A 23,312-nucleotide genomic window follows, 5' to 3' on the forward strand; every position below is an offset into this window, starting at 1 on the left:
AACAACTAAAACACCAGGCATGAGCGACGCCATAAAGCACGAGTGCGGTATTGCCCTGATTCGGCTCCGCAAGCCATACCAACATTATATTGATAAGTATGGCACTCATTTATACGGCATCAACAAATTGTACCTGCTGATGGAAAAACAGGTAAACCGGGGCCAGGACGGTGCCGGGGTTGCCAACATCAAAATCGACGTACCGCCGGGCCATCGCTACATCAGCCGCTACCGCTCGGTAGCCAGCCAACCGGTTGCTGATATCTTCCAGAAGATCAACAAAAAATTCCGCAAAGCCCTTAAGAACAACAAGGAAAAGGCCCGCGACGCCCGTTGGCTCCAGGAAAACCTGGCGTTTACGGGTGAAGTTTTGATGGGTCACCTTCGGTACGGAACACACGGGGCCAACGAAATCGAAAACTGCCATCCGATGCTGCGGCAAAACAACTGGCGCAGCCGGAACCTCGTTATCGCCGGGAACTTCAACATGACCAACGTCGATGACCTGTTCAAGAAACTGGTTTCGTTGGGCCAACACCCGAAGGATGAGGTCGATACGGTGACCGTTATGGAGAAAATCGGCCATTTTCTGGACGAAGAAAACCAGCGCGTCTTCGACCGGTTCAAGGGCATTTACGAAAACCCGGATTTGTCGGACATCATCGAAGACAACATGGACCTGCAGCGGGTTCTGCACCGCTCCTGCCGGGATTTTGACGGTGGGTACGCCATGGTCGGCATGACCGGTTTCGGTGCGTCGTTTGTGGCCCGTGACCCGGCTGGTATCCGCCCGGCTTATTACTACGCCGACGACGAAGTGGTGGTTGTAGCTTCCGAAAAACCGGCGATCAAAACCGCCTTTAACGTCGAGTATGACCAGATTCAGGAAGTAAAGCCCGGCCATGCGCTGATTATCGATAAGTACGGAGAGTACGACGAATATGAATTCATCAAGCCCATCGAAAAACGCTCGTGCAGCTTCGAACGGATTTATTTCTCCCGTGCCTCTGATCCGGATATTTACAACGAGCGTAAAATGCTCGGCAAGCTGCTGATTCCACAGATCTTACAGGAAATCGACTACGATCTGGAGAATACGGTTTTCTCCTACATTCCCAACACGGCTGAAACCGCCTTCTTCGGTATGGTGGAAGGGCTGGAAGAATACCTGGCCAAACAACGCAAGCGCGCCATCATGGAAGGGATCCTGTTTGAGCAGGATCTCGACCGTTTATTGTCGTTCCGTCCCCGCATCGAGAAACTGGTTTCGAAGGATGTGAAGCTACGAACCTTCATTACCGATGATACGCAGCGGGATGAGATGGTTTCGCATGTGTACGATACGACTTTCGAAGTAATCCGGAAAGGCATTGATAATGTGGTCGTTATTGATGATTCGATCGTCCGGGGAACGACGCTGGAAAAAAGCATTCTGAAAATGCTCGACCGGTTGGGCCCGAAAAAAATCATTATCGTTTCGTCGGCTCCCCAGATTCGCTTCCCCGATTGCTACGGAATCGACATGTCGAAGATGAAGGAGTTTGTGGCTTTCCGGGCCGTGCTGCAGTTGCTGAAAGAAAGCGGATTGGAAAACCGCATCGACGAAATTTACGCCCAGTGCGTGGCCGCGATCGAATCGGGTAATGCCGCCACCACCAATTACGTCAAGGCATTGTATGATCCGTTTACCCATGATCAGATTTCGAATAAAGTAGCGGATATTGTGACTCCGAAGGATCTGAAGGCCGACGTGGCGGTGCTTTTCCAGACGGTTGACAATCTCCGCAAAGCCTGCCCCAATCATTCGGGCGACTGGTATTTCACCGGTAACTATCCTACTCCGGGTGGAAACAAAGTGGTGAACAAATCCTTCGTCAACTTCATGGAAGGCAAAGGCGTAAGGGCTTATTAGAGTTAAGAATTAAGAGTGAAGAGTTAAGAATTGGCTGACGCGAGTTAAAACAAATACGTCAGCCAATTCTTAACTCTTCACTCTTAATTCATTTCTTCCAGTTCAATCCGTTCACGTTTTGCCCAATGGTTTTCCCGGTGCTTAGGCCGATCTCATTGTCTTGCCGCGTGTGAATCCCGCCCAGGTAGCGGGAATAGGCCGACTCTTCGGCGGCTTCCCAGAACGATTTAAAGCTTCGTGTCTTAAAATCAGTGTTTCGCTTTTGATCCCGAACCCGTTTTACGTGTGAGTCGTCCGTGAAGGCAAACGTTTCCCCGTAAACGGCGGCCAAAACCAGGGCGGCAGCCGCCGACTGGGTGGAATGGCCGGATGAATACCCCGGAAACGGCGGAGCGGGCCAGAATGGAATCCAGGCCGGATCGATCGCCCGACGGACGAAAGTATACGGTCGTTCGTTGTTGAAGAGGTATTTACATTTCCAGCAGATCGTAAACGCATCGGCCACGGCAATTCCTGTACGGGCGAGCGTTTCGGCGGCTTTACCCAAATCTGCCTGTGCCGTCTGGATGGCAATGCGGGCGATGTTGTAGGAATGTCCGGGCGGGGTAAACGTGTCGCTCGGATCGTCGGCCCACCAGATCGAAATTTCTTTTTCAGTCTGCGTCAGCGACTTGTTTTTGGTATAGACCTCCAGATACTGCGCAAAATACTGGGATTTAACGTCGGCAGAAACCGCTAACGGTTTCAGAATCGGCATCGTTGCATTTTTCGCAACAAACGTCCGGTTTTTGCCCCAATAGGGTTGCATGGGAATTTTCCGGCCATTTTCCGTTGGTTGCCATGACCCGTTGAAAATCGGCAGTTTGTAATCCGCCGGAAAGTTGCGGTTATAGCCCTCATGCCCACCGTCGGTTCTCGACCATTCAAAAATGGCGTCGGCAATCTGTTTACCAAACGCTGCGGATCTTGCCAGAACGTCCTCGGCCACCGACTCGGTTTTGAAACCGGCCAGGAAGCGGTTTTCGAGGGAATCAATTTTCGCTTTATTGGCATCGCTGGTGTTGGCGTACAGGTTTCGTAAGATCTGGGCTTCGGCGGCATTGGCCGAAGCCGGCCAGTGATAAACCGCTTTTTCGTCAATTTTGGGCAAAACCAACAACCCGTTCAACTGCCCGGCCAGTGACTGATGCATGGGCAGTCCCGGTACGACTGCTTCGTACAGCGCCAGTCCCCCGTAGCCCAGCGCCCGCGACGCGACGGGGGGCGTAAAACCGGTGGAGTTCTGGATCAGGTATAATTGAAATCCCGACCATTGCAAAGCAACTTCCGCCGGAAACTGGTCCGCCGTTTTGGACTGCGGTGATACGGTTTGGTCCTGCTGATTTTTAGTACAGCTAAGCAGGTTTATCAACAAGACAAAAGCAAGCGCACCATTAATTGCTTTTGCAAGCAATTTTGAGGGGAGTAAGCCGGACGATTGTGAAGGAAGGAAATGGATCATGACAATAGGAAGGAACCGGATAACAGCGCCCCTTCCGGAACTCATCCTAACAAAAACGTTGCCAAAACCGGGCGGAGTTCTGTACCTTTGGTGTATGCGCATTCCCGAGGAAACCATCGACCGCATCCGTCAATCGGCGGATATCATCGACGTCATCAGCGATTATGTCTCGCTCAAAAAGCGGGGCCAGAACTGGATTGCCTGTTGTCCGTTTCATAACGAAAAAACGCCGTCGTTCAACGTCTCCCCTGCCCGGCAGATTTACAAATGCTTCGGCTGCGGAAAGGCGGGGGATCCCGTGCGGTTTGTGATGGATATTGAAAACATCGGGTATCCGGAAGCGCTGCGCCACCTGGCGAAGAAGTACGGTATCGAGGTGGCCGAAGAACAGTTGACACCCGACGAGCTGATCAAACAGAATGAGCGGGAAAGTCTGTTTATTGTTCTCAACTTCGCCAAAGATTACTATCACAAACATCTGCTAACCACCGATGAAGGGCAGAGCATTGGCCTGAGTTATTTCCGGGAACGCGGTTTTCTGGACAATACCGTTCAGGCTTTCGAGCTGGGCTTTAGCCCCGATCAGTGGGATGCTCTCCTGCAGGAAGCGGGCAAGCGGGGGTATCGCGCGGAATTACTGGAGAAAGCGGGTTTGATTGTAGCGAAGGAGGGCGGCAAAACCTACGACCGGTTTCGGGGCCGGGTGATCTTTCCCATTCATAATGTGTCGGGGCGGGTCATTGCGTTCGGCGCTCGGATTCTGAAAGCGGATAAAAATCAGCCCAAATACCTCAACTCGCCCGAGACGGAGGTTTACCACAAAAGCCAGGTTTTATACGGTATTTTTCAGGCGAAGAACGCCATCCGGCAAGATGATATCTGTTACCTGACGGAAGGCTATACGGATGTGATTTCGCTCCACCAGGCCGGGATCAAAAACGTGGTTGCTTCGTCGGGCACCTCGCTAACGATCGAACAGATCCGTTTAATCAGTCGCTTCACCCAGAACGTCACCATTCTTTACGACGGCGATGCGGCCGGGATCAAAGCCGCTCTGCGCGGGCTCGACATGGTGCTGGAAGAGGGCCTCAATGTGAGTGTAGCGACCTTCCCCGACGGCGACGACCCCGATAGTTACGTCCGGAAAGTGGGAGCGGAAGCCTTTCGGAATTACCTCTCGAAAAACGCCAACGATTTTATTTCGTTCAAAACCGGCATACTGCTGAAAGACGCGGGCGATAATCCCTTCAAACGGGCCGAAATTATCACCGAAATCATTCAGAGCATTTCGAAAATTCCCGATCCGATCAAGCGGCAGGTATTTTTTCAGAAAACCGCCCGCCAGTTGCAGGTCGATGAGCAAACGCTGATTTCGGAAAGCAACCGGATGGTCCTCAACCAGCAGAAACAGCAGCTCAGGCCCCAACCGGACCGCCCGGCCTCATCAAACAGAGCGTCGGGCCCCTCATCCATGCCCGACGAAGTAGCGGGTATTCTGACCGATTTTCCGGTTGAAACGGCACCGGCGGAGAACCGGGTTATCGAGTCCCGTTCTTCGCAGAAGCCCTCTCCCCTCGCCAATCAGGAAGAAGAATGCATTCGGTTGCTGATCAACTACGGGGCGCACGAACTGGAGCCTGACATTTCGGTTTGTCATTACATGCTCAGTGAGTTAGGCTCGATGGAATTTGTGACCCCGGTTTTTAACGAAATGCTGACGGAGATCCGGGAAGGTTTTCTGGCCCAGGAAATCCGGACGGCGGATTATTTTCTGCGGCATCGGAATCCGGATTTTCAGCATCGGGCCATCGGACTGGTAACCGTCCGCCATCAACTTAGTGAAAACTGGCAGAAGCACGAGATTTACGTACCGACGGAAGTAGACAAACTCGCGGATGCCGCTTTTTCCAACATTCTTCGCCTGAAAAAACTGGTCGCTGAACAGCAGATGCGGGAAATTAAGCAGCAAATTAGTCAGGCAACGGACCCGGCCGAAAGCGACCGGTTAATGCTGGAGTATATGCACTTCAAAAAAGTGGACATGGAAATCAGCCGATTGCTGGGCACAGTCATATCTTAATATGAAAATGAGTAACTTACAGCGCGTCTGGAGAAAAGCCTCCGCTGCAGGTTACTCATTTTCTTTATAGACTGAGGGTCAGGCAGCCATGCTGTCCATTCTCGATATTTTCTTTACAAAGCGACGTAGGGTATCCTGACTGACAGGCTTCGGCAACTGGTGGTTGATTTGTTGCAATACTTGCCGCGGTTCTTTGGGATACGTCAGCATCGCTTTCATAACTTTTTCAACATGTTGCTGGTTCTCGGGATTCAGCTTCGGTTTTAAACCGCGACCCGGTTTATCCTGTAAGCCCTGAACACCGTCTTCCTGCCAACGATTCATCCAGTTGTAGATACTGCGACGATCGACATCGAACATTTCCATCAGTTCGCTTACCGTCAAGCCGTAGTAACTATACAGTACACACTGACAACGTTTTTTCAGGACGTTGTTCTGGCTCTCACGAATCGTTTGACGGAGTTGCTCGACCTGCTGTGGAGTTAAATTCTTAACGTTCCGCATTGTTATTAATTTAATAGTTTCAGTTTCTTGTTTTCTACAGATTCCCTCGAATTACAAGTGAAAACTACGTCATCAAATACAAGTAAAAAAGTCATTTCGTACGGAATAACCACTTTTCCGCGTGAAATAACCAATTTTACTGTATCTAGCATTCGATTTTCTCTGTCAGTTCCAGCGTCCTATCAATGGTGCCAAAATCCCTATAGAAGTGAACCGGCTCATTTCCAATTTTGGTTATTTCACGCAGAAAAGTATTGATTTCGAAAAGCTCAACGAATTAATTTGGTCCATTAACTTGTAGCTTCGAAAGGCTGAGCTACCATCACTTAATATGAACAATAGAAATTCAAAACCGGAATCGTCTCCTCCTTCGTTCAGCTTGCGACGAAAAGACTTTTCTATTCTAGTGGCTCAGGCGGAATTGTTTACCTGCGAAATGCTTTGCCAATTATTGAAGCAGCAAGGGTACAATGTAGTAGGGAGGGCCATTGAAATGGAAGATACACTCCAGCAGATTCGGGTGAAACAGCCGCAATGTGTTATTCTGGAGTCGGAAATTTCCGGGCGACGCAGTGTTGATATTGTCCAGCAGGCTCGTACGGATAACCAGCGGACGAAATTCATTTTGTATACGAGCAAACCGGACCTGAAGCTCGTAGCCAATGCCATGCAACAGGGCTTTTACGGCTTTCTGTACGCCAACGATAGTTTTGACGAATTATATAAATGTTTTCAGACCATCAGCAACGGTGGTTATTACTACAGTCCCGGTTTTTTACTCCTGCTAAAAAACTACGGGATGAATGTAATGTCTGATGAAACGAAGCAGCAGCTTAATCGGCTGACGAGCAGGGAGCTGGAAATTTTGCGCTTGGTAGCCCAGGGGACAACGGGGCACGAGATTGCGGATCAGTTGCACATCAGTTACCGAACCCTCGCCAACCATAAAATGAACATTGCCCAGAAACTGGAATTAGGAAGTTGTCGGAACCTGGCGCGTTATGGAATTTCCGTAAAGGATTACCTTTGAATAATTATTCTGAAGTAAATACACGCGGAAGGTTGAATTCTCTCGTAAGTATTTACAAAATTTCGCTTTTGGGCGGAGTGTATTCGACTTCCTGCGCCGAGAAGCGGACAAGCCGGTTTTTGAATTCCTGCAACCGAGCCCGGGGCATATCCGTCTCGTCGTTGTTGGGGGTTTGCATCCGGATACTGTATTTACCATTCTCCCAGTAGGAGTAACTCGCTACGAAGCTGAGGTTGATAATGCAGTTGCGTTTGGTTCGGAAAAAGAGTTCCGGGCTCAGTTCGGCTTCCAGTTTATCCATTGTTTTGGTAATTGAAAACCGTCCGGATGGGTGAATGGCGTAGTAATTCCGGTCTTCGGTTTCAAACCAGTAGCAATCCTGCACGGCAATGATGGTTTCGCCGAAACTGTTTTTGCCTTTCAGGTGCGTCAGGTAGGCACCAGCCTGGGGGGTGAGTGTCTGGTAGGGGTCGGCCGTCTCGGTTGTCCGCTTTCGTTGTCGGCGTTGTTCCAGGATATCAGCCAGGAGCGACCCATTAACGGCGCCATACCCCATAATCAGCACTGGAATCAGGTAGACGAAGTAATATTTGATGGTATAGGTTCCCTGGATATAATTCTCAAGGTAGAGTTCAAGATCATAATTCGGGAATTCGACCAGCAGGTAACGGACCGTTTGTGTCACTGGATTGAAGAGAAAGAAAGCCAGCAGCATAACGGGCAGAACCTTTACCTCGTAATTAAGGATGCTTTTGGGGATTAGTTCCAGTCGTTTCATCCGGCAGGCTTCGTGGTAAATATTCAGAAGCATGAGGAGAATAATCAGGGTAGAGAATTCCGGCAGGATTCCCCCCCGGAATAAAATCCAGATATAACCGAATACACCACCATATTCTTTGACTTTAAGCAGTTTTTTTTCGAAAGTATACAGCCAACTGAATGCTTCAAACGTAAATACCGCCAACAGCATTATACTTAGACTCTTGAAGGGCCTTCTAATGAATTTCAGATTTAGCGATACTTCAGTCATTGCTACTCAAATCAAGCATCCACTTCTTGAACTGTGCTAAATTACTAACAATTAATAGTAATTAGTTACTAAAGCTGCATAATATTTTAGACAAAAGTCTCCATTCTTTTGCCTGTCCCTGGCCGGTAATTTTGTATCAATCAATCGGCAGTAATACTCCTAGGCAAAAACGAACGATTGATGACAGACAATTATCATTTTAACATCATCTATCGTCATGAAAAAGAACTTTGTTATCAGCTCCGCTAAACAATTATTGAACTCAGCTTCAATCAACCTGAATGTAATCGCCAAAAACGAAACGAATGACAACGCTCATTTGGTAAAAGCTGGCAAAGATGATCAGGTTTGCTGCGACTGGTGGCCCTCATTCCACGGTTTGCAACCCAGCGCTGCTGATCAATTAGCGCTTTCCTAACATACTCTTTATTGTATTATGAGCAACTTCGTGCATCAATACCAGCGAGAGTTGAGCCGCTGTCGCCAGCAGTTCGAGTCACTGGATCTTCGGAAAGAAAAAGGATACCTCTTTAAGTTCACTACGTTCTCGGCGAGTGTCCAGAATATTCTGCCCGAGATTCCGGTTGAAAAGCACGAGGCCCTCTTCCAGAAACTGCTGCTGCAACAGGTGTATACCACGTTCGATCAGCAATTTCTAACCGCTAACGATCTGATTCAGGCTCAAGGCCCTGTCAAAAGCCTGATTCAGAGCAAGCGACCCCACATTTACTGTACGTTCCATTTGGGCTCTTACCGCCTGATGGCAACTTACCTCTACCGGAACGGCGTCGATGTGGCCTTAATGGTCAGCAAAGGCACTTACCAGGAACAAGGTAATGACATCTGGGCAACCATCAAGGGACTTCAGAAAAAGCACAACCTAACCAACTCCTTTCAAATGCTGGATGCCGAACAGCCGTCGTCGACACTGCAGGTCATCCGTGAATTGAAAGCTGGCACGTCCCTGGTTATCTTTATTGACGGTGTTACCAGCACGACTGGGCTAAACCGACAGGAGGATAAAGAAGTCCAGGTCCGTTTTGGTAACCAGAACGTCTGGGCCCGCAAGGGAGTTGGTTTCCTTTCGTATGTAACCAAAACCCCCATTGTTCCGGTGATTGGCTACAGGGAACGCAACTTGAATAACGTCCTGTCATTCCTTGATCCCATTGTTCCCGAAACTGATAGTGACCGCGATACGTATTGTCAACACAGTCTTCAGCGGCTCTATGATGTATTCTGGCACTATCTGAATAAATACCCGGAACAATGGGAAGGCTGGAATTACATTCACAAGTTCCTCGACCAGCGTGAATTAGAACAAAAGGCCGACACGTACGCATCGCCACGTCATCGGCCTAAAAAAAGAGTGGCCTTCAATCAGGATCGCTATTCGATCTGTGATCTGGAAGACGCCCCGGTTCTTTTCGATCGCCGTTTGTACATTACTTACGAAATTTCTCCTGACTTGCGCGACTTTCTGCTCCAGTTGGGTGCCATCGAGACACCCGAAGATGTGCTGGGCACGGAGATGTATCTCGATCTACTTTCGAAACAAATTATTGCCTGACTTTCAGGATAGTAATTACGCGATTTTACTTGTTTTCTACAACCCGGAGTCGGATCAAGGAACTACTGTTCAGATCCGACTTTTTTATTGCACTAAACTAACAATAGAATTGAATAAAAAACTACTGGCACAACTTTTGCCACCAGCTAGCAGACAAGACGTAAAGATTGCTGTCTGTTAAATAACTATTAAGAACAAGTTCAGTCCCTGAAAATGTTTAATTTTATGACGGTTAAATAATAAAAATCCTATCTAGGATTTATTTTTCGGCCGGAACTCTTGTTTTATAACAATTTAACTTATATTTGACTAAGAATTCAGACAAAGCCCCCATCATTGAGCATGGGAAAATGCTGACTGGTAATTCAGAAGTCTAGAAGGTAAAACGGTCAAAATCCAGTACGTGATTTTCGTTTACCTTTTTGATTTACGCTTCATGTACTGAAGTGATTCGATCTCTGTCTACTCATCTGACTCCCATACTTGCTCGTTCATCTGGTAGGTATGTTTGTTTCCAACGGAAGTGAAACAGGAGAAATTTCACGGTCATTGACCAACACTAAGCAATTGATTAACTAACCGTTGACAGGTTTTGCTCGGCAGTAACCGGGGAATACGTTTCGGCGGCTGTCACCGCAGGGAAATTCAGTTGCAAAAGTGTCAGAATCTTGGTCAAAGTGCCATCACGTTGCCAGCGACGAAAACGATCATAAATGGTTTTCCAGGAGCCGTACCGTTCGGGCAGGTCCCGCCAGGGAGCACCGGAATTCAGAATCCAGAGGATACCGTTGATGGATTGGCGATGGGAACGCCACGGACGACCGGGCCGATTGTTGGAGGGCATCATATCCTTTAGCTTCTCCCATTGTGAGTCGGTCAATTCATACTTACGCATGGCAAATAAAGAACAAGAGATAGAGAGTAAAAACCTGGTTAAACTGACTAAGTAATGCAAAAAGAAATTCAAATTCCGAAACCAACGAATGAGTAGTCATACAGGCGGCAGACCGTAAAAAAGTCGCCCAAAAGTCTGATAACTAATTCGGTGCCGAAAAATGAGAAAATATTTTTGCAATTCCTAAAATCAGGCGTCAAAAATTTAGGATACGGTATTTGTTGTGTGGATTATACAGCGAAAAATACGAGAAATTATTTCTGCTGTTTTCTAGGCGTATCGTACAAAAATAGACTTCCGGGTCGATTTTAAGGAAGCTCAGCCGCTGGTTTGGGGCCATTTCTGTCGGGCAATCCGGTAAATACAGGAAGTACTTAATTTTTTCTATCCAACAGCTCAACACATGAAGAATTTGAATTGGTTTGCATTCTGTCTAATCGTTATTGGTTTCTCATCCTGCATCTCGCAAAAACAGATCACTTACTTTCAAAGCCCGGTACCGGATAGCACCCTGGTACCCGAAGAGATTAAAAACCGGTACGTACCCACCATCCAGCCTAAAGATCTATTATCGATTAATGTCAATAGCCTGAATCCGGAAGCCAGTAGTTTTTTTAATCCATATTCCGGCATCGAACGCATACCCACGTTTCAAACAGTTAATGGCCAGGTTCCCGTAACAACAGTCGTTGGCTATCTGGTCGATCAGGACGGTAATATTCAACTGCCATTAGTAGGGAAAATAAAAGTCTTGGGGTTAACATCAGCCGGGGCCCAGGAGATGCTTCAGGAGAAGTTGAAACAATATTTGAAGGAGCCAACCGTCGCCGTACGGTTTTTAAATTTTAAAGTATCAGTGCTGGGTGAAGTAGCCCGGCCGTCGATGTTCAGCGTACCCAATGAACAAATGACGGTTACGGAAGCGCTCAGTTTAGCGGGGGATATTACTATTTATGGTCGCCGGGATAATGTCATGATTATCCGGGAGAACAACGGGAAGCGGGAATTTGGTCGGGTTAACATGAATCAACGTGACCTGTTCAAATCGCCCTATTATTACCTGCATCCCAATGACGTCATTTATGTGGAACCGGGTAAAGCCCGTTTGGCCTACGCCGACCGTTTTTACACAATTCTGCCGTCTATTATCGGTGCCCTATCCCTGATAGCGGTTATTATCCGCCGTTAACAAAGCATTACCAGGCGACCCGGTTGCCAAGCAATAAGTACCTATTTTACTCAACAACGTTATGATTACGACTCCGTATGTCTACCACCAGCAGGAGGAAAAAGAGCCTGACCTGCGGCTGATCCTCTTCCGGTATCTAAAAAACTGGAAATGGTTTCTGCTCTCGCTCGTTGTTATGCTGGCCATCGGGTACGCCTATTTGCAGTACCAGGTTCCCATCTACAAAGTACAAAGCAGTATTTTGATCAAGGATGAGAAAAAAGGGATTTCGGCCGACAACATCATGAAAGAGATGGACCTCTTCACCGATTCGAAGGTTGTCGAAAACGAGATCGAGATTCTGAAGTCCTACACCATCATGGAGAAAGTAAACGATGCCCTGGCATTGGATGTTACTTACCTCCACGATACGCCGGTAGGTGAGCGGGAGATTTATAAAAATTCTCCCTTCCAACTGGTGGTAGAGCGCTCCAATGCTCTCCTCTATGAAGCACCTCTTACAATTAGCTTCGTAAACCCGACAACGGTCAAAATCGGTGAAAAAACCTATCCTGTCAATCAAAGCCTGAATACGGAGTATGGACGAATTCGGGTTTTTCCGAAGAAAACCGCTAAGCTTGATACGGTGCCCGTTATTGTTCGCGTAGCGCCCAAACAGGAAGTTATTCAGAGTTACGTGGAGAACCTGAAAGTCGAAGCGACCAGTAAACAATCAACAGTATTGGTACTGAGCCTGGAAACCGCAGTTCCGGAAAAAGGGCGTAATATTCTGGATAAAATCATTGAGGAGTATAATGATGCCGCCCTAAAGGACAAAAACCAGGTAGCCGCTAATACGCTTGACTTTATCGAAGATCGACTCCAATTGATTTCGGGAGAACTAGCCACCGTCGAAAAGGATGTTGAAAGCTATAAATCGGCGCAAGGGATTACTGATATTAGCGCCGAATCCCAGATTTTCCTGCAAAGTGTTCAGCAAAATGACGCCCAGTTGAGCCAGGTGAACATTCAGTTAGGAGCCCTGGAAGATGTGGAACGGTATATTCGTAGTAAAGCAGGAGAGCAGGGCGCTGCTCCTTCAACGTTGGGGCTGACTGATCCGACTCTTTTAGGCCTTATTACAAAAGTGTCGGAACTGGAACTTCAACGCGAAACGCTGGTAAAGACTACCTCCGAAAATAACCCGCTCTTGCGTTCTCTTGACGATCAGATCCAGTCCACCAAAACGAATATCCGCGATAATATTCAAACCATGAAGAATATTTTGACCGGTACCCGTCAAAAGTTGATCGCCCATAACAACAGGTTCGAATCGATGATCCGGTCGGTTCCCCGCAAGGAACGGGCGCTGCTGGACATTACCCGTCAGCAGGCTATTAAGAATAACCTGTATACCTATCTATTATCCAAGCGCGAGGAAACGGCCCTATCGTATGCCTCAACGATTGCGGATAGCCGGACTATCGACCGGGCCAGAAGCACCAGCAAGCCCATCAAACCGAAAAAACCGCTTATTTTCTTGTTATTTGGAGCCTTTGGTCTGTTGATTCCAATTGGCGTTTTTGCAACGCGAGACATGCTCAATAACCGTATTGGCAAACGGACGGACATTGAGGAATTGACCAGCACACCCATTGTCGGGGAAATTTCGTATGCCAAGCATAAATTTCCCTTGGTGGTTACCTCCAGCAGCCGATCCATCGTTGCCGAGCAAGTTCGCGCCTTACGGACCAACCTGCAATTCCTGCGCTCGAACAACGAAAGTCTCGCAATTCTATTTACCTCCAGCATCAGTGGAGAAGGCAAGTCGTTCATTTCGTTGAACCTGGGAGCCAGCCTGGCGCTCATCGACCGTCCGACGGTCATTCTGGAAATGGACTTACGCCGGCCGAAGCTTCATTCCATGCTCGACATGCCGAACACCGTTGGACTCAGCAACTTCCTGGTAGGTCAGGTAACACTGGACGAAATTCTACAGCCGGTTCCGGGTATGAGTAACTACTATATCCTTACAAGTGGCCCCATTCCTCCGAATCCGGCCGAGCTTTTGGTCAGTGATAAGGTAGATGAAATGTTCCAGCAACTGCGTGAACGCTTCCAATATATTATTGTCGACTCCCCGCCGATTGGCTTGGTGACGGATGCTCAGATTCTAGCCGATAAAACGGATGCAACCATGTACGTGGTGCGCCATGATGTAACCCCGAAACAACACATGAAAATGGTGGACCTCATGTATAAAGAGCAACGTTTCCGGAAATTGAGCCTGATTCTGAACTCAATTAATGAGAGTGGTAGCTACGGCTACGGCTACGGATATGGGTACGGCTATGGCTATGGTTCCGGCGGTTACTACGAACAGGATACTGAAAAGAAAAAATCCCTGCTGAAACGTTTGCTTCCGGGCAGCTAAGAACACTTCACCGTCTTTCAGGCATTTTTTAATGGATTACTAACCGAGATTTTAGGCTCGGTTGGTGGCCCATTCCCAAAACAGTACTTACTCAACTAGGAAACGTTATGATTGACTTGTTACAACCCGACTCCTCGTACTACGTTGCTAGCGAGACAACATCGGGTAAGCAGCAACCAGTGGTAAAGCGGGCCTTCGATATTTCAGTTTCTCTTCTGGTTACCCTTTTTATTCTGTCATGGCTTATCCCAATAATCGGACTTTTAATAAGACTTGAATCACGAGGGCCTATTTTATTTGTTCAACTCCGATCTGGCCGAAATGGTCGTCCATTTCCCTGTTTGAAGTTCCGGACGATGAAATATCAAAAAAACGCTTCATTCAAGCAGGCCACCCAGAACGATAGACGAATTACCCGTATTGGGAGGATCTTACGCAGAACAAATTTGGACGAACTTCCTCAAGTGCTGAATGTTATCGCCGGGCACATGAGTATTGTTGGCCCCCGTCCTCACCCTATTCCACTGGATGTTCAGTACTTACCCTTGATACCGGAATACCGGCAACGGTTCAAAGCCAAACCCGGTATAACCGGCCTGGCCCAGGCAAAAGGGTTACGGGGTGAAACCTCCGAACTCAATCAGATGCGACATCGGATTCGCTATGACATCTGGTATACGAAGTACTCATCCCTCTCCCTAGATGTTAAAATCTGCTGGTGGACAGTAGAAAAAATGATAAAGGGTGACAAAAATGCGTGGTAAATAAAATGATCCAAAACCCTTTAATAGAAAAGGCAGCCAAATTCTTACCAAAATCAACGTTAAAAAAAGGGTTTTGGGCAGTATTAGATCAAGGGTTGTTTGCAGGATCCAATTTCTTTGTAGGTATTCTATTAGCAAGGTGGATGAATAATGAAAGCTATGGTGGCTTTTCGATAGCATATTCAACATTCTTATTTATTGGGGCAATTCATACTGCATTTATCTCAGAACCAATGACAGTATATGGATCAGGAACTTATCAGCAAAATTTGCATTCATATAAAGAACTTATTGAGAGAAAGCATTGGTTATGGACAATCACAACTTCAATTCTATTATTAATACCAACAATATATTACTACAATATAAATGAACAGATAATAGCCGAAAGTCTTTTAGGATTAGCCCTATCTGGTCCATGCATATTACATTTATGGATATATAGAAAAATTTGCTATATTTTAAATATTCCACATTTAGCGGCTATAGGTGGCATTATATATATGGCCATTTTTTTAATTACAATTACAACGTCAAAGCATTATATAATAGTAACTCCTTTTATATCTCTATCATTGATGGGTGCAAGCAGCTTAATAGCTAGCAATTTCATAAAAAGGCAACTACCAATATACAGAACGACAAATGATTCATTGAATAACATAGAAGTCACAACCAAACATTATAATTATGGAAAATGGGCCTTATTAGCAAGTATCTCGGCATGGATACCAGCAAATGTTTATAATTTTATAATACCAATTAGTGGAGATTTATCAGCAGTAGGATCATTAAAAGCATTAATGAATTTACTAATGCCGATTCTACATTTCAATGCCGCAATAACAAGTTTAATAATACCAAATTTTGTGAGATATATTAAAAACAACACAATTAATAAAAATTTTAAAATAATTTCCATGTATATAATGAGTATTAGCCTTTTATATTGGTTAATATTATTTATATATGGAGAAAGGATAGGCTATTCACTATATGCTGGAAGGTATACATTTGACAAAACGCTATTTTTACTACTTGGTATAATTCCAATATTGTCTTCACAGATAAATATATATACAAGTTATTTAAGAGCAAAAGATATGCCTCACGCATTCAGCAAGGCTTTCTTAATTGGTGGAATTATTACAGTATTAATTGGAGGGCCTTTATCACTACTGTATAAAGAGAAGGGAGCAATAATAAGTATCATAATTACTAATACAGTGCTCATCCTTTTACTCTGGCATCAAAAAATTAGAATACAAGAGCCAAATCATATAAAATTATGATCGTGGGAGCACCATATTTTGGAGATTTAAATAATACAAACCCAAAATTGTATCTGGGACAATTAAGCAGCCCAAAGATATATAAATTGGGCTTACTAGTAGGTCTATTTCCAATATTTGGCTTAGACGAGTCAGATATTACCGGAATGAATAGCTTAGACATATTTAGTATCACGAATATAATAAGATTTATCTGGGTCACTTTAAATCTCTTATTTTTAAATATTTATTTATTAAGGCTAGGAATAAAGAGCGTTATAATTAATTTATTAAACTCAAAATTTAATCTTTCATTTATTCTAATAACATTGATTGCATTAGGGATAAATAAGGTGGATGATTTAATTTCCTGGTTTAGATTTTTTGAATTAAGTTTAAATCTATTGTTAATTGGAATATGCATATCAAAAATACGGAATACATATTCTAAAGAAGGAGTTATTATAATATTTTACGAATCATTAAGATATGTATTTCATTTATTACTTATAATTTTCACAATTGTAGCAGCCACAAGTCCTTCAGTTGCATTTAATGTTGGTGAAGATAGAGGAATAAGATTAGGAGGGGCATTTATACACCCAAATACATTCGCTTTAGGTTGTATATCCTATATAATCTCTACGTTCATTCTTTTAAAGCTAAAGCGTTTAAAAAAGAGTATTGGATTTATTAGTATATTTTTTTCAATAGCTTTATTAATAGCCACTAAAAGCTCAAGTGGAAGTCTTACATTCATAACAATCCTTTTTATTTACACAATCTGGAGATTAAATTACAAAATACGGATACCAATGGCATTCTTATTTATAATATTAATACCAATATTAATAAATAGTATAAGTGCACAAAGTATTCAGTTCTCTGGAACTTGGCTAGATAGGACTATTATATATAAGCAATCGATTGAAGGAATTTTAGATAATATTTGGTTTGGTATAGGGCCTTTTAAACCAATAAAAAGTTATTTTGAAAAGAATATGCTATTTTCATATTGGTTGCCAGCTCATCCACATAACATCTTTTTAGAACTTTTACTATCAAGAGGACTTTTTGGAGGTGGTTTTATTATCAGCGTTATTCTAGCCTCAGTATTTCAGTTGATCAAAGCAGTGTTAAAAAAAGAAAATTTATTGATAGTAGGAACACTATTAATAATTTTTAGCATAATTTTTCATGGTTCATTTGAATCATCCTTCGCTAATGCCGTAAAACCTTTTTGTCATAGTATCTTTTTCCTGGCAATAACAATCTTACATACAAACAAAAAACCCTAGAGTAAAAAACTTATGGATAAGAAAGCATTCTTCTTTTCTTTAATTTCATTCTTTAACAAGAAACATATCCCGTATGTGCTTCTTGGCGATACAACAAATTTTCCACATAAAATAGATAGTGATATTGATTTAGCAGTATCAAAAAATGACTTTAAAAAAATAGAAAAACACATGCAAGATTTTGCATGTGAGAATAACGTTGACATTTTAGGATATTTACAACATGAAATAACAGCAAAGTTTTTTATTTGCTCAACAAAGAATGGTGGTTCAAATATTATAATGAATCCTGATATATGTTCGGATTATTACCGTAACGGTTTCTTAATAATAAAGTCGGAGCAATTATTAGATAAAAGAAAAGTAAATCATACTAATAATAAAGAAGAAATATTTTATAAATGTAACGACTCTATTGCATTTATTTATTATTTCATAAAGAGAATAGATAAGCAAGCTTTGACAAAAGAAAATATAGATTATCTTAAAATCTTATGGAACAGCTCTAAAAGTGAAATACTACCTTTACTTAACCAATATTTTCCCAAAGAGACCGTAAACATTATTTGTCAGGCATTTAACAATAACAATGAATATAAATTAGTAACAGAAATCGAGTATTTAAAGAAGAACTTATTATTTAATAGGTCTATATTAGACTTTACTTTAAATAAATTTCGAGAAATTAAAAGAATATTACATCCAACAGGATTAATGATTGGCTTTCTTGGTCCAGATGGATCAGGAAAATCAACTCTTATCGACTTTGTTAAAAAAAATTATGCTATCGCCTTTAGAAGATCAGATTATTTTCACTTAAAACCAAGACATAGTAATAGTAATAGTAATAGTAATAGTAGTAATATCAATAACCCGCAAGGCCAGGCTCCAAGATCGAGTTTTCTATCTAATTTAAAGGTTATATATCTACTCATAGAGTATAATATTTATTATTGGACTACTGCTTATCCATTAAAAATAAAATCTTCATTAATAATATTTGATAGATACTATCATGATATATTGGTCGATCCTAAAAGATATAGGCATAATGGAAGTTTATGGTTAGCCAATTTTATTGGCAGATTAATTCCACAACCTGATCTTTGGATATTCGTTGATGCCCCTACCGATATAATTCAAAAACGAAAATCTGAGGTCTCTTTTGAAGAAACAGACCGACAGAGAATTGCATATAGACTACTATCTAAAAAGCTTAAGAACTCTGTTCAAATAGATAATATTGGTACTTTAAAGGGCGTTACCGATCAATTGCGAACTAACTTAATTAATGAATTAATCAGAAGGTATAATCAACGTCTTAGAAGATCAATAAAATAAAATGTCTCATAAACAATTATACCTATACTTCCCTTTTTGGCGAAAGCAATATTTTTTCTCAAAGGAAGCGCACAAAAATAGCAAGTTAGCTAATATGTGCGTCCCTTATAATTTCTTTGCAAGAATAACCTGGAAAGTTTGGAACAATTTTTCGATTTTCAGAAGCATATCAAGAGCTTATGAAGATGACTTGCCTATTCCATTAAAAGAGATTTACAAAATAACCGGCATTCAATCAGATTTAGATTTCATTCAAAATACCGGTACTTCTGGACCTGACCAAAAGTCTACTGCGGTAGTTTATTCGCATGATATTAATAGATACTTTTTTATCAAATATTCAAAAACAAAAAGGGGAAATATATTATTGCGAAATGAAGTTAATACTCTATCACAACTTCCCCCTGACAATATTTACCCTAAAATAATTAACTATTCAATATCTGATGAGTATTGTTGGTATATGAGCTCTTACATTTCCGGAGAAAAACTTTTAAATAACGATTTTGATATTAACATATATAATCTATTATTAAAAATAAATAAACTAAATATTAATACAAATAATAGTAATAAAGCAGATATAAAGTATGTATTTAGTCATGGCGATTTTTGTCCATGGAATATTTTATTAGACAGTTCGTCTCTTAAAATAATTGACTGGGAAATGGCATCGTACTTACCTCTTGGATATGATCTATTTACTTTTATATTCCAATCAAATTTTTTACTAAATCCTACAATTAGTGCCTCTACGTTATTGGTCAAAAATAAATATTGGATAATAAAATATTTTAAAGAATTTGGTATTATAAATTGGGAGATATATTTAAACAAATATATTGAATGGCGAATAAAGCAAATGGGAAATCATTTAGAATACACAAAAATTTTACTCAAATACAACTCTCTTCTTGAACAATGCAACATAAATTAAACATTTTAGTTTCTGCATACGCCTGTGAACCTAATAAAGGTTCTGAGCCCGGTATTGGTTGGAATTGGATTGTACAAATAGCTGAACGTGGTCATCTAGTTTGGGTTTTAACCAGAAGGAATAACAAAGAGAATATTGAGAAATATGGTATTCAATTAGGCTCTAATGTTAACTTTATTTATTATGACCTACCTAAACCTGTATTACATTTAAAGAAATTTTTAGGCGTACACCTTTACTACATTTTATGGCAACTTTTCGTGTTACCCATCTCATATAAAAAACACAAAATCTATAAATTTGACATAATACACCATATAACTTTTGGGGTCTTTAGGCATTGTAGTTTTTTGTGGTTATTAAATACTAAATTTATAATTGGACCTGTTGGTGGAGGAGAATTAGCCCCTTGGCCGATAATAAAAGAGTTAGATTTTAAATCTATAGTATTTGAAGTATTAAGATATTTTTCAAATATAACTGCGAAATATAGCCCTTTATTAAATTTAATGTATGCCTATTCATGGAGAATTTATGTAAAAACACCAGAGACGACTAAATTTATTTCGAAAAAATTTTCTTATAAAATTAGAACTGCTCATGATATCGGTGTTACTAAAACTCATTCTGACAATATTTGCAGTACCACCACAGAAAGGTTTCAAATTTTGTACATGGGTAGGTTTCTACATTGGAAAGGTATTCATTTAGCTTTAAAAGCATTCTATTTATTAATTAAATCTGAACCTGATGCTAAATTCATTTTAATTGGCAGCGGCAATTATAGAGATAAACTCATAAAATTGGCCAACTCACTCCAAATCCCTGAATATAATATTGAATGGATCTCTTGGATTGACCATACTAGTATTAGCACCTACTACCTTAATAGCAAAATTTTTCTATTTCCTAGCTTACATGATAGTAGTGGAACTGTAGTTTTTGAAGCATTAAGTTTTGGGCTTCCAGTCGTTTGTTTAAATTTAGGAGGTCCTCCTTTAATAATTGGAAACGAAATGGACACTATTATTTCAGTTGAAAAAAAATCGCAAGAGGAAATTATCAATTTGATTATGGAGAAATTATTAGAAATCGCTACTAATAAGACTTTATATCTTAAGTTGAAAGAGAAGGCTTTTGAGCGCGCAAACCAATTAATTTGGAGAAAGGTAGTTAGCGAGGTATATGATGATATTGAAGTCGCGGCTTCTCCGAAACAAATTTCTGCTCCTTATTAAGTTCTTCATATGCATTTCTTTAGTATTATTTTCCAAGACTGGCAGGCAAATAAGAATAACTCTAAAGGCCGCTTTGTATTATTACTTTTTAGATTAGCTACTTATATTCGAAAATCAAGAATATTATTTATAATATTCTTTCCTTACCTAATTTTTTATAGGTTTTTTGTTGAATGGATATTATGTATTGAAATTCCATGGAATTTAAAATTGGGTAAATTTACTACCTTGTATCATGGACATTCGCTTGTAATCAATGATGGAGCCATAATCGGCAATAATTGTATAATTAGGCATAATACTACTATTGGTAATAAACAATATCAAGACGGCTCATTTAGTGCTTCTCCCAAAATTGGAAATTTTGTTGATATTGGTTCAAACGTTTGTATTATTGGGCCTATTTCCATTGGAGATAATGTAAAAATTGGTGCTGGTAGTGTTGTTGTAAAAGATTTTCCGAGTAATTCAGTTATTGCAGGAAACCCTGCAAAAATTATTTCATAAAGACTCCATGAAAGTATTAATAATTCACAACAAATATTCTCACATAGGGGGAGAAGATACTGTGGTTCAAAATGAATTTAATCTTTTAAAAAATAATGGAATTCAAGTTGAATTATGCTACTTTTCAAATGATACGTTTATTGGTTTTAAAGGAAAAATATTTTCTCCAATTTCAACAATTTATAATTTTAAGTCAGCTAAAAAATTAGACAATCTATTTTCTAATAACCGACCTGACGTTATCCATGTACATAATTTATTCTATTCTGCTTCACCTTCAATACTTTATATTGCAAAAAAACATAAAATACCTGTAATTATGACTATTCATAATTACAGACTTATTTGCCCTTCTGCAACTTTATTACGAAATAATAATATTTGTGAATTATGTACTACTAAATTTTTCGCCTATCATAGTATAAAATACAAATGCTTTCAGGATTCATATTTAAAAACCTTTCAATTATCCTCTCTTATCGCTATCCATAAGATTATTGGCACTTGGCGAAACTATGTGGATCAGTATATTTTTCTCACCTCATTTGCCAAAGATAAATTTGTTTCTTCATCATTCAATATTCCTACTGATAAGTTGACTGTGAAGCCTAATTTTGTAATGGATTATGGATATGATTTTAATATTCCTAGAGAGAAGTTTTTTTTATTTGTTGGAAGGTTAAGTAAAGAAAAGGGAATAGACTTCCTTTTAGATGCTTTTAGCAAAACTAACTTACAATTAGAAATTATCGGAGACGGCCCCTTACTTCAAAGTGTGTTGCATATGTGCCAAAATCATCCAAATATTGTTTATAGCGGTAGACGGGACGCTTCGTATATTAGAGAGCGTATGAAGATATGCACAGCTCTATTGTTCCCCTCTATTTGGTATGAAGGGCTCCCTATGACTATTTTAGAGGCTTTCTCTTCTGGTACTCCGGTAATTGCTACCAATATTAATAATATTAATGAAATTGTAAAAAATGGATATAATGGTCATACATTTAAGCAAGACAATAAGGAGGAATTCATCGAAAAGCTACATTATTATATAATTCAACAACGTTTTGATTTGTATATAAACGCCCGGGCTACTTATGATGAGTTATACAGTCCAGATGATAACTTTAGTCAATTAATAAAAATATATAATGACGCAATTAACCATAAAATATTCAATGTATTAAGTTAAGTATGCCAAGGGGGCTATAAATTCATTTTAATTGATCACCTAGGATATCCATAAGTTGAGGGGTAATACGTATAATTTGTGAAGGCCTCTCAACCCCCTAATTTACTGGACATAATTTCCGTAAGCGAAGTTTTACTTTTACGGGATTATGAACAAGCAAAAACGAGCCTGGAATCTAGCCGAAAAACTCGAAGCACTCCAGCTTTTGAAGAAAGAAGGCATCAGTAAAGCCTGTCGCCAACTCGGCCTCTCAAGCACGATCTGTCCTTACCCCGTTATATGCGCCAGTTTTGACTGGAATTAAGCCGCCTGTGACCTTGACCTAAATCTTGGACAGCCAAAACTAGAAAATCAGGCTTTCTTTTTCTTTAATTTTCTTCCCCTTTCCCACCTCGTCAGGCGTCAGGTTTCCTAACGAACTGTGCGGGCGGTATGAGTTATATTCCTGTCGCCAAGCTTCAATTTTTTCTCGAGCGTCTTCCAATGACAAAAACCAGTGCGCGTTTAAACACTCATCCCGAAAACTCCCATTAAATGACTGCGCGGGCAGCCCCGTCAATAAATGGGTTATCAGTGGGTTTACCAGGGCGAGAAAAGTCGAGTGTCACCTTGTTATCATATGCCGGCACGGGCCGCCCCG

19 protein-coding genes and 1 pseudogene are annotated in these 23,312 nt (G+C 41.6%); 15 read left to right on the top strand and 5 right to left on the bottom strand.

The features are described 5' to 3' along the window. The first annotated feature begins 19 nt into the window (after positions 1 to 19). The gene (locus ACFPMF_RS24735) at positions 20 to 1,912 is read left to right on the top strand and encodes an amidophosphoribosyltransferase (RefSeq protein WP_379850186.1); all 1,893 of its coding nucleotides are present in this window, start codon (positions 20 to 22) and stop codon (positions 1,910 to 1,912) included. An 88-nt stretch (positions 1,913 to 2,000) separates the two neighbouring features. Here ACFPMF_RS24735 and ACFPMF_RS24740 read toward each other — a convergent pair whose 3' ends face one another. Next, a complete protein-coding gene (locus ACFPMF_RS24740; RefSeq protein WP_379850188.1) occupies positions 2,001 to 3,323 on the bottom strand; it encodes a vanadium-dependent haloperoxidase in 1,323 nt (440 codons plus the stop codon). 184 nt (positions 3,324 to 3,507) lie between these two features. On the opposite strand from ACFPMF_RS24740, the gene dnaG reads away from it, so the two are divergent. After that, positions 3,508 to 5,493, top strand: a complete 1,986-nt coding sequence (gene dnaG, locus ACFPMF_RS24745; protein ID WP_379850190.1) for a DNA primase — start codon at positions 3,508 to 3,510, stop codon at positions 5,491 to 5,493. Positions 5,494 to 5,571: 78 nt separating this feature from the next. On the opposite strand, the gene ACFPMF_RS24750 is transcribed toward dnaG, so the two are convergent. After that, the gene (locus ACFPMF_RS24750; protein ID WP_379850192.1) at positions 5,572 to 5,997 is read right to left on the bottom strand and encodes a helix-turn-helix domain-containing protein; all 426 of its coding nucleotides are present in this window, start codon (positions 5,995 to 5,997) and stop codon (positions 5,572 to 5,574) included. A gap of 331 nt (positions 5,998 to 6,328) precedes the next feature. Here ACFPMF_RS24750 and ACFPMF_RS24755 point away from each other — a divergent pair, with 331 nt between their 5' ends. Next, entirely contained in the window at positions 6,329 to 7,027 is a 699-nt protein-coding gene (locus tag ACFPMF_RS24755) for a response regulator transcription factor (RefSeq protein ID WP_379850194.1), read from the top strand. Positions 7,028 to 7,079: 52 nt separating this feature from the next. Here ACFPMF_RS24755 and ACFPMF_RS24760 read toward each other — a convergent pair whose 3' ends face one another. Further along, positions 7,080 to 7,838, bottom strand: coding sequence for a LytTR family DNA-binding domain-containing protein (locus ACFPMF_RS24760; RefSeq protein ID WP_379850196.1), 759 nt, complete (start codon positions 7,836 to 7,838; stop codon positions 7,080 to 7,082). A 436-nt stretch (positions 7,839 to 8,274) separates the two neighbouring features. Between ACFPMF_RS24760 and ACFPMF_RS24765 the strand changes: the two genes are divergently transcribed. Both ACFPMF_RS24765 and ACFPMF_RS24770 read left to right on the top strand, forming a co-directional pair. Further along, positions 8,275 to 8,475, top strand: a complete 201-nt coding sequence (locus tag ACFPMF_RS24765; protein WP_379850198.1) for a hypothetical protein — start codon at positions 8,275 to 8,277, stop codon at positions 8,473 to 8,475. An 18-nt stretch (positions 8,476 to 8,493) separates the two neighbouring features. After that, positions 8,494 to 9,627: a lysophospholipid acyltransferase family protein gene (locus tag ACFPMF_RS24770; RefSeq protein WP_379850200.1), complete on the top strand. Its 1,134-nt coding sequence runs from the start codon at positions 8,494 to 8,496 to the stop codon at positions 9,625 to 9,627. A gap of 571 nt (positions 9,628 to 10,198) precedes the next feature. Here ACFPMF_RS24770 and ACFPMF_RS24775 read toward each other — a convergent pair. Continuing rightward, positions 10,199 to 10,522, bottom strand: coding sequence for a transposase (locus ACFPMF_RS24775; RefSeq protein ID WP_379850202.1), 324 nt, complete (start codon positions 10,520 to 10,522; stop codon positions 10,199 to 10,201). A 403-nt stretch (positions 10,523 to 10,925) separates the two neighbouring features. Here ACFPMF_RS24775 and ACFPMF_RS24780 point away from each other — a divergent pair, with 403 nt between their 5' ends. The 10 genes from ACFPMF_RS24780 (at position 10,926) to ACFPMF_RS24825 (ending at position 22,672) form a co-directional block, all read left to right on the top strand. Next, positions 10,926 to 11,711: a polysaccharide biosynthesis/export family protein gene (locus ACFPMF_RS24780; protein WP_379850204.1), complete on the top strand. Its 786-nt coding sequence runs from the start codon at positions 10,926 to 10,928 to the stop codon at positions 11,709 to 11,711. 61 nt (positions 11,712 to 11,772) lie between these two features. Continuing rightward, positions 11,773 to 14,124 carry a GumC family protein gene (locus ACFPMF_RS24785; RefSeq protein WP_379850206.1) on the top strand — a complete coding sequence of 784 codons (2,352 nt, stop codon included), beginning with the start codon at positions 11,773 to 11,775 and terminating at the stop codon, positions 14,122 to 14,124. A 107-nt stretch (positions 14,125 to 14,231) separates the two neighbouring features. Next, positions 14,232 to 14,888, top strand: a complete 657-nt coding sequence (locus tag ACFPMF_RS24790; protein ID WP_379850208.1) for a sugar transferase — start codon at positions 14,232 to 14,234, stop codon at positions 14,886 to 14,888. 5 nt (positions 14,889 to 14,893) lie between these two features. Next, positions 14,894 to 16,180, top strand: coding sequence for an MATE family efflux transporter (locus ACFPMF_RS24795; RefSeq protein WP_379850210.1), 1,287 nt, complete (start codon positions 14,894 to 14,896; stop codon positions 16,178 to 16,180). Between the two features lie 2 nt (positions 16,181 to 16,182). Further along, positions 16,183 to 17,457 (top strand): O-antigen ligase family protein, encoded by a 1,275-nt coding sequence (locus ACFPMF_RS24800; RefSeq protein WP_379850212.1) that lies wholly within the window; start codon positions 16,183 to 16,185, stop codon positions 17,455 to 17,457. Positions 17,458 to 17,469: 12 nt separating this feature from the next. Then, on the top strand, positions 17,470 to 18,798 hold the full coding sequence (locus tag ACFPMF_RS24805; RefSeq protein ID WP_379850214.1) for a hypothetical protein: 1,329 nt from the start codon (positions 17,470 to 17,472) through the stop codon (positions 18,796 to 18,798). Position 18,799: 1 nt separating this feature from the next. Further along, positions 18,800 to 19,735, top strand: a complete 936-nt coding sequence (locus tag ACFPMF_RS24810; RefSeq protein ID WP_379850216.1) for a phosphotransferase — start codon at positions 18,800 to 18,802, stop codon at positions 19,733 to 19,735. Continuing rightward, on the top strand, positions 19,720 to 20,973 hold the full coding sequence (locus ACFPMF_RS24815; protein WP_379850218.1) for a glycosyltransferase: 1,254 nt from the start codon (positions 19,720 to 19,722) through the stop codon (positions 20,971 to 20,973). Before ACFPMF_RS24810 ends, ACFPMF_RS24815 begins: the two co-directional genes overlap by 16 nt. Before the next feature lie 9 nt (positions 20,974 to 20,982). Then, positions 20,983 to 21,480 carry a serine acetyltransferase gene (locus ACFPMF_RS24820; protein ID WP_379850220.1) on the top strand — a complete coding sequence of 166 codons (498 nt, stop codon included), beginning with the start codon at positions 20,983 to 20,985 and terminating at the stop codon, positions 21,478 to 21,480. Positions 21,481 to 21,487: 7 nt separating this feature from the next. Next, positions 21,488 to 22,672: a glycosyltransferase family 4 protein gene (locus tag ACFPMF_RS24825; RefSeq protein ID WP_379850222.1), complete on the top strand. Its 1,185-nt coding sequence runs from the start codon at positions 21,488 to 21,490 to the stop codon at positions 22,670 to 22,672. A 343-nt stretch (positions 22,673 to 23,015) separates the two neighbouring features. Here the strand turns inward: ACFPMF_RS24825 and ACFPMF_RS24830 are convergent. Continuing rightward, positions 23,016 to 23,312, bottom strand: a pseudogene (locus ACFPMF_RS24830) (integrase core domain-containing protein); the annotation flags it as partial.

This window comes from Larkinella bovis, assembly GCF_042655385.1.
Taxonomy (GTDB): domain Bacteria; phylum Bacteroidota; class Bacteroidia; order Cytophagales; family Spirosomataceae; genus Larkinella; species Larkinella bovis.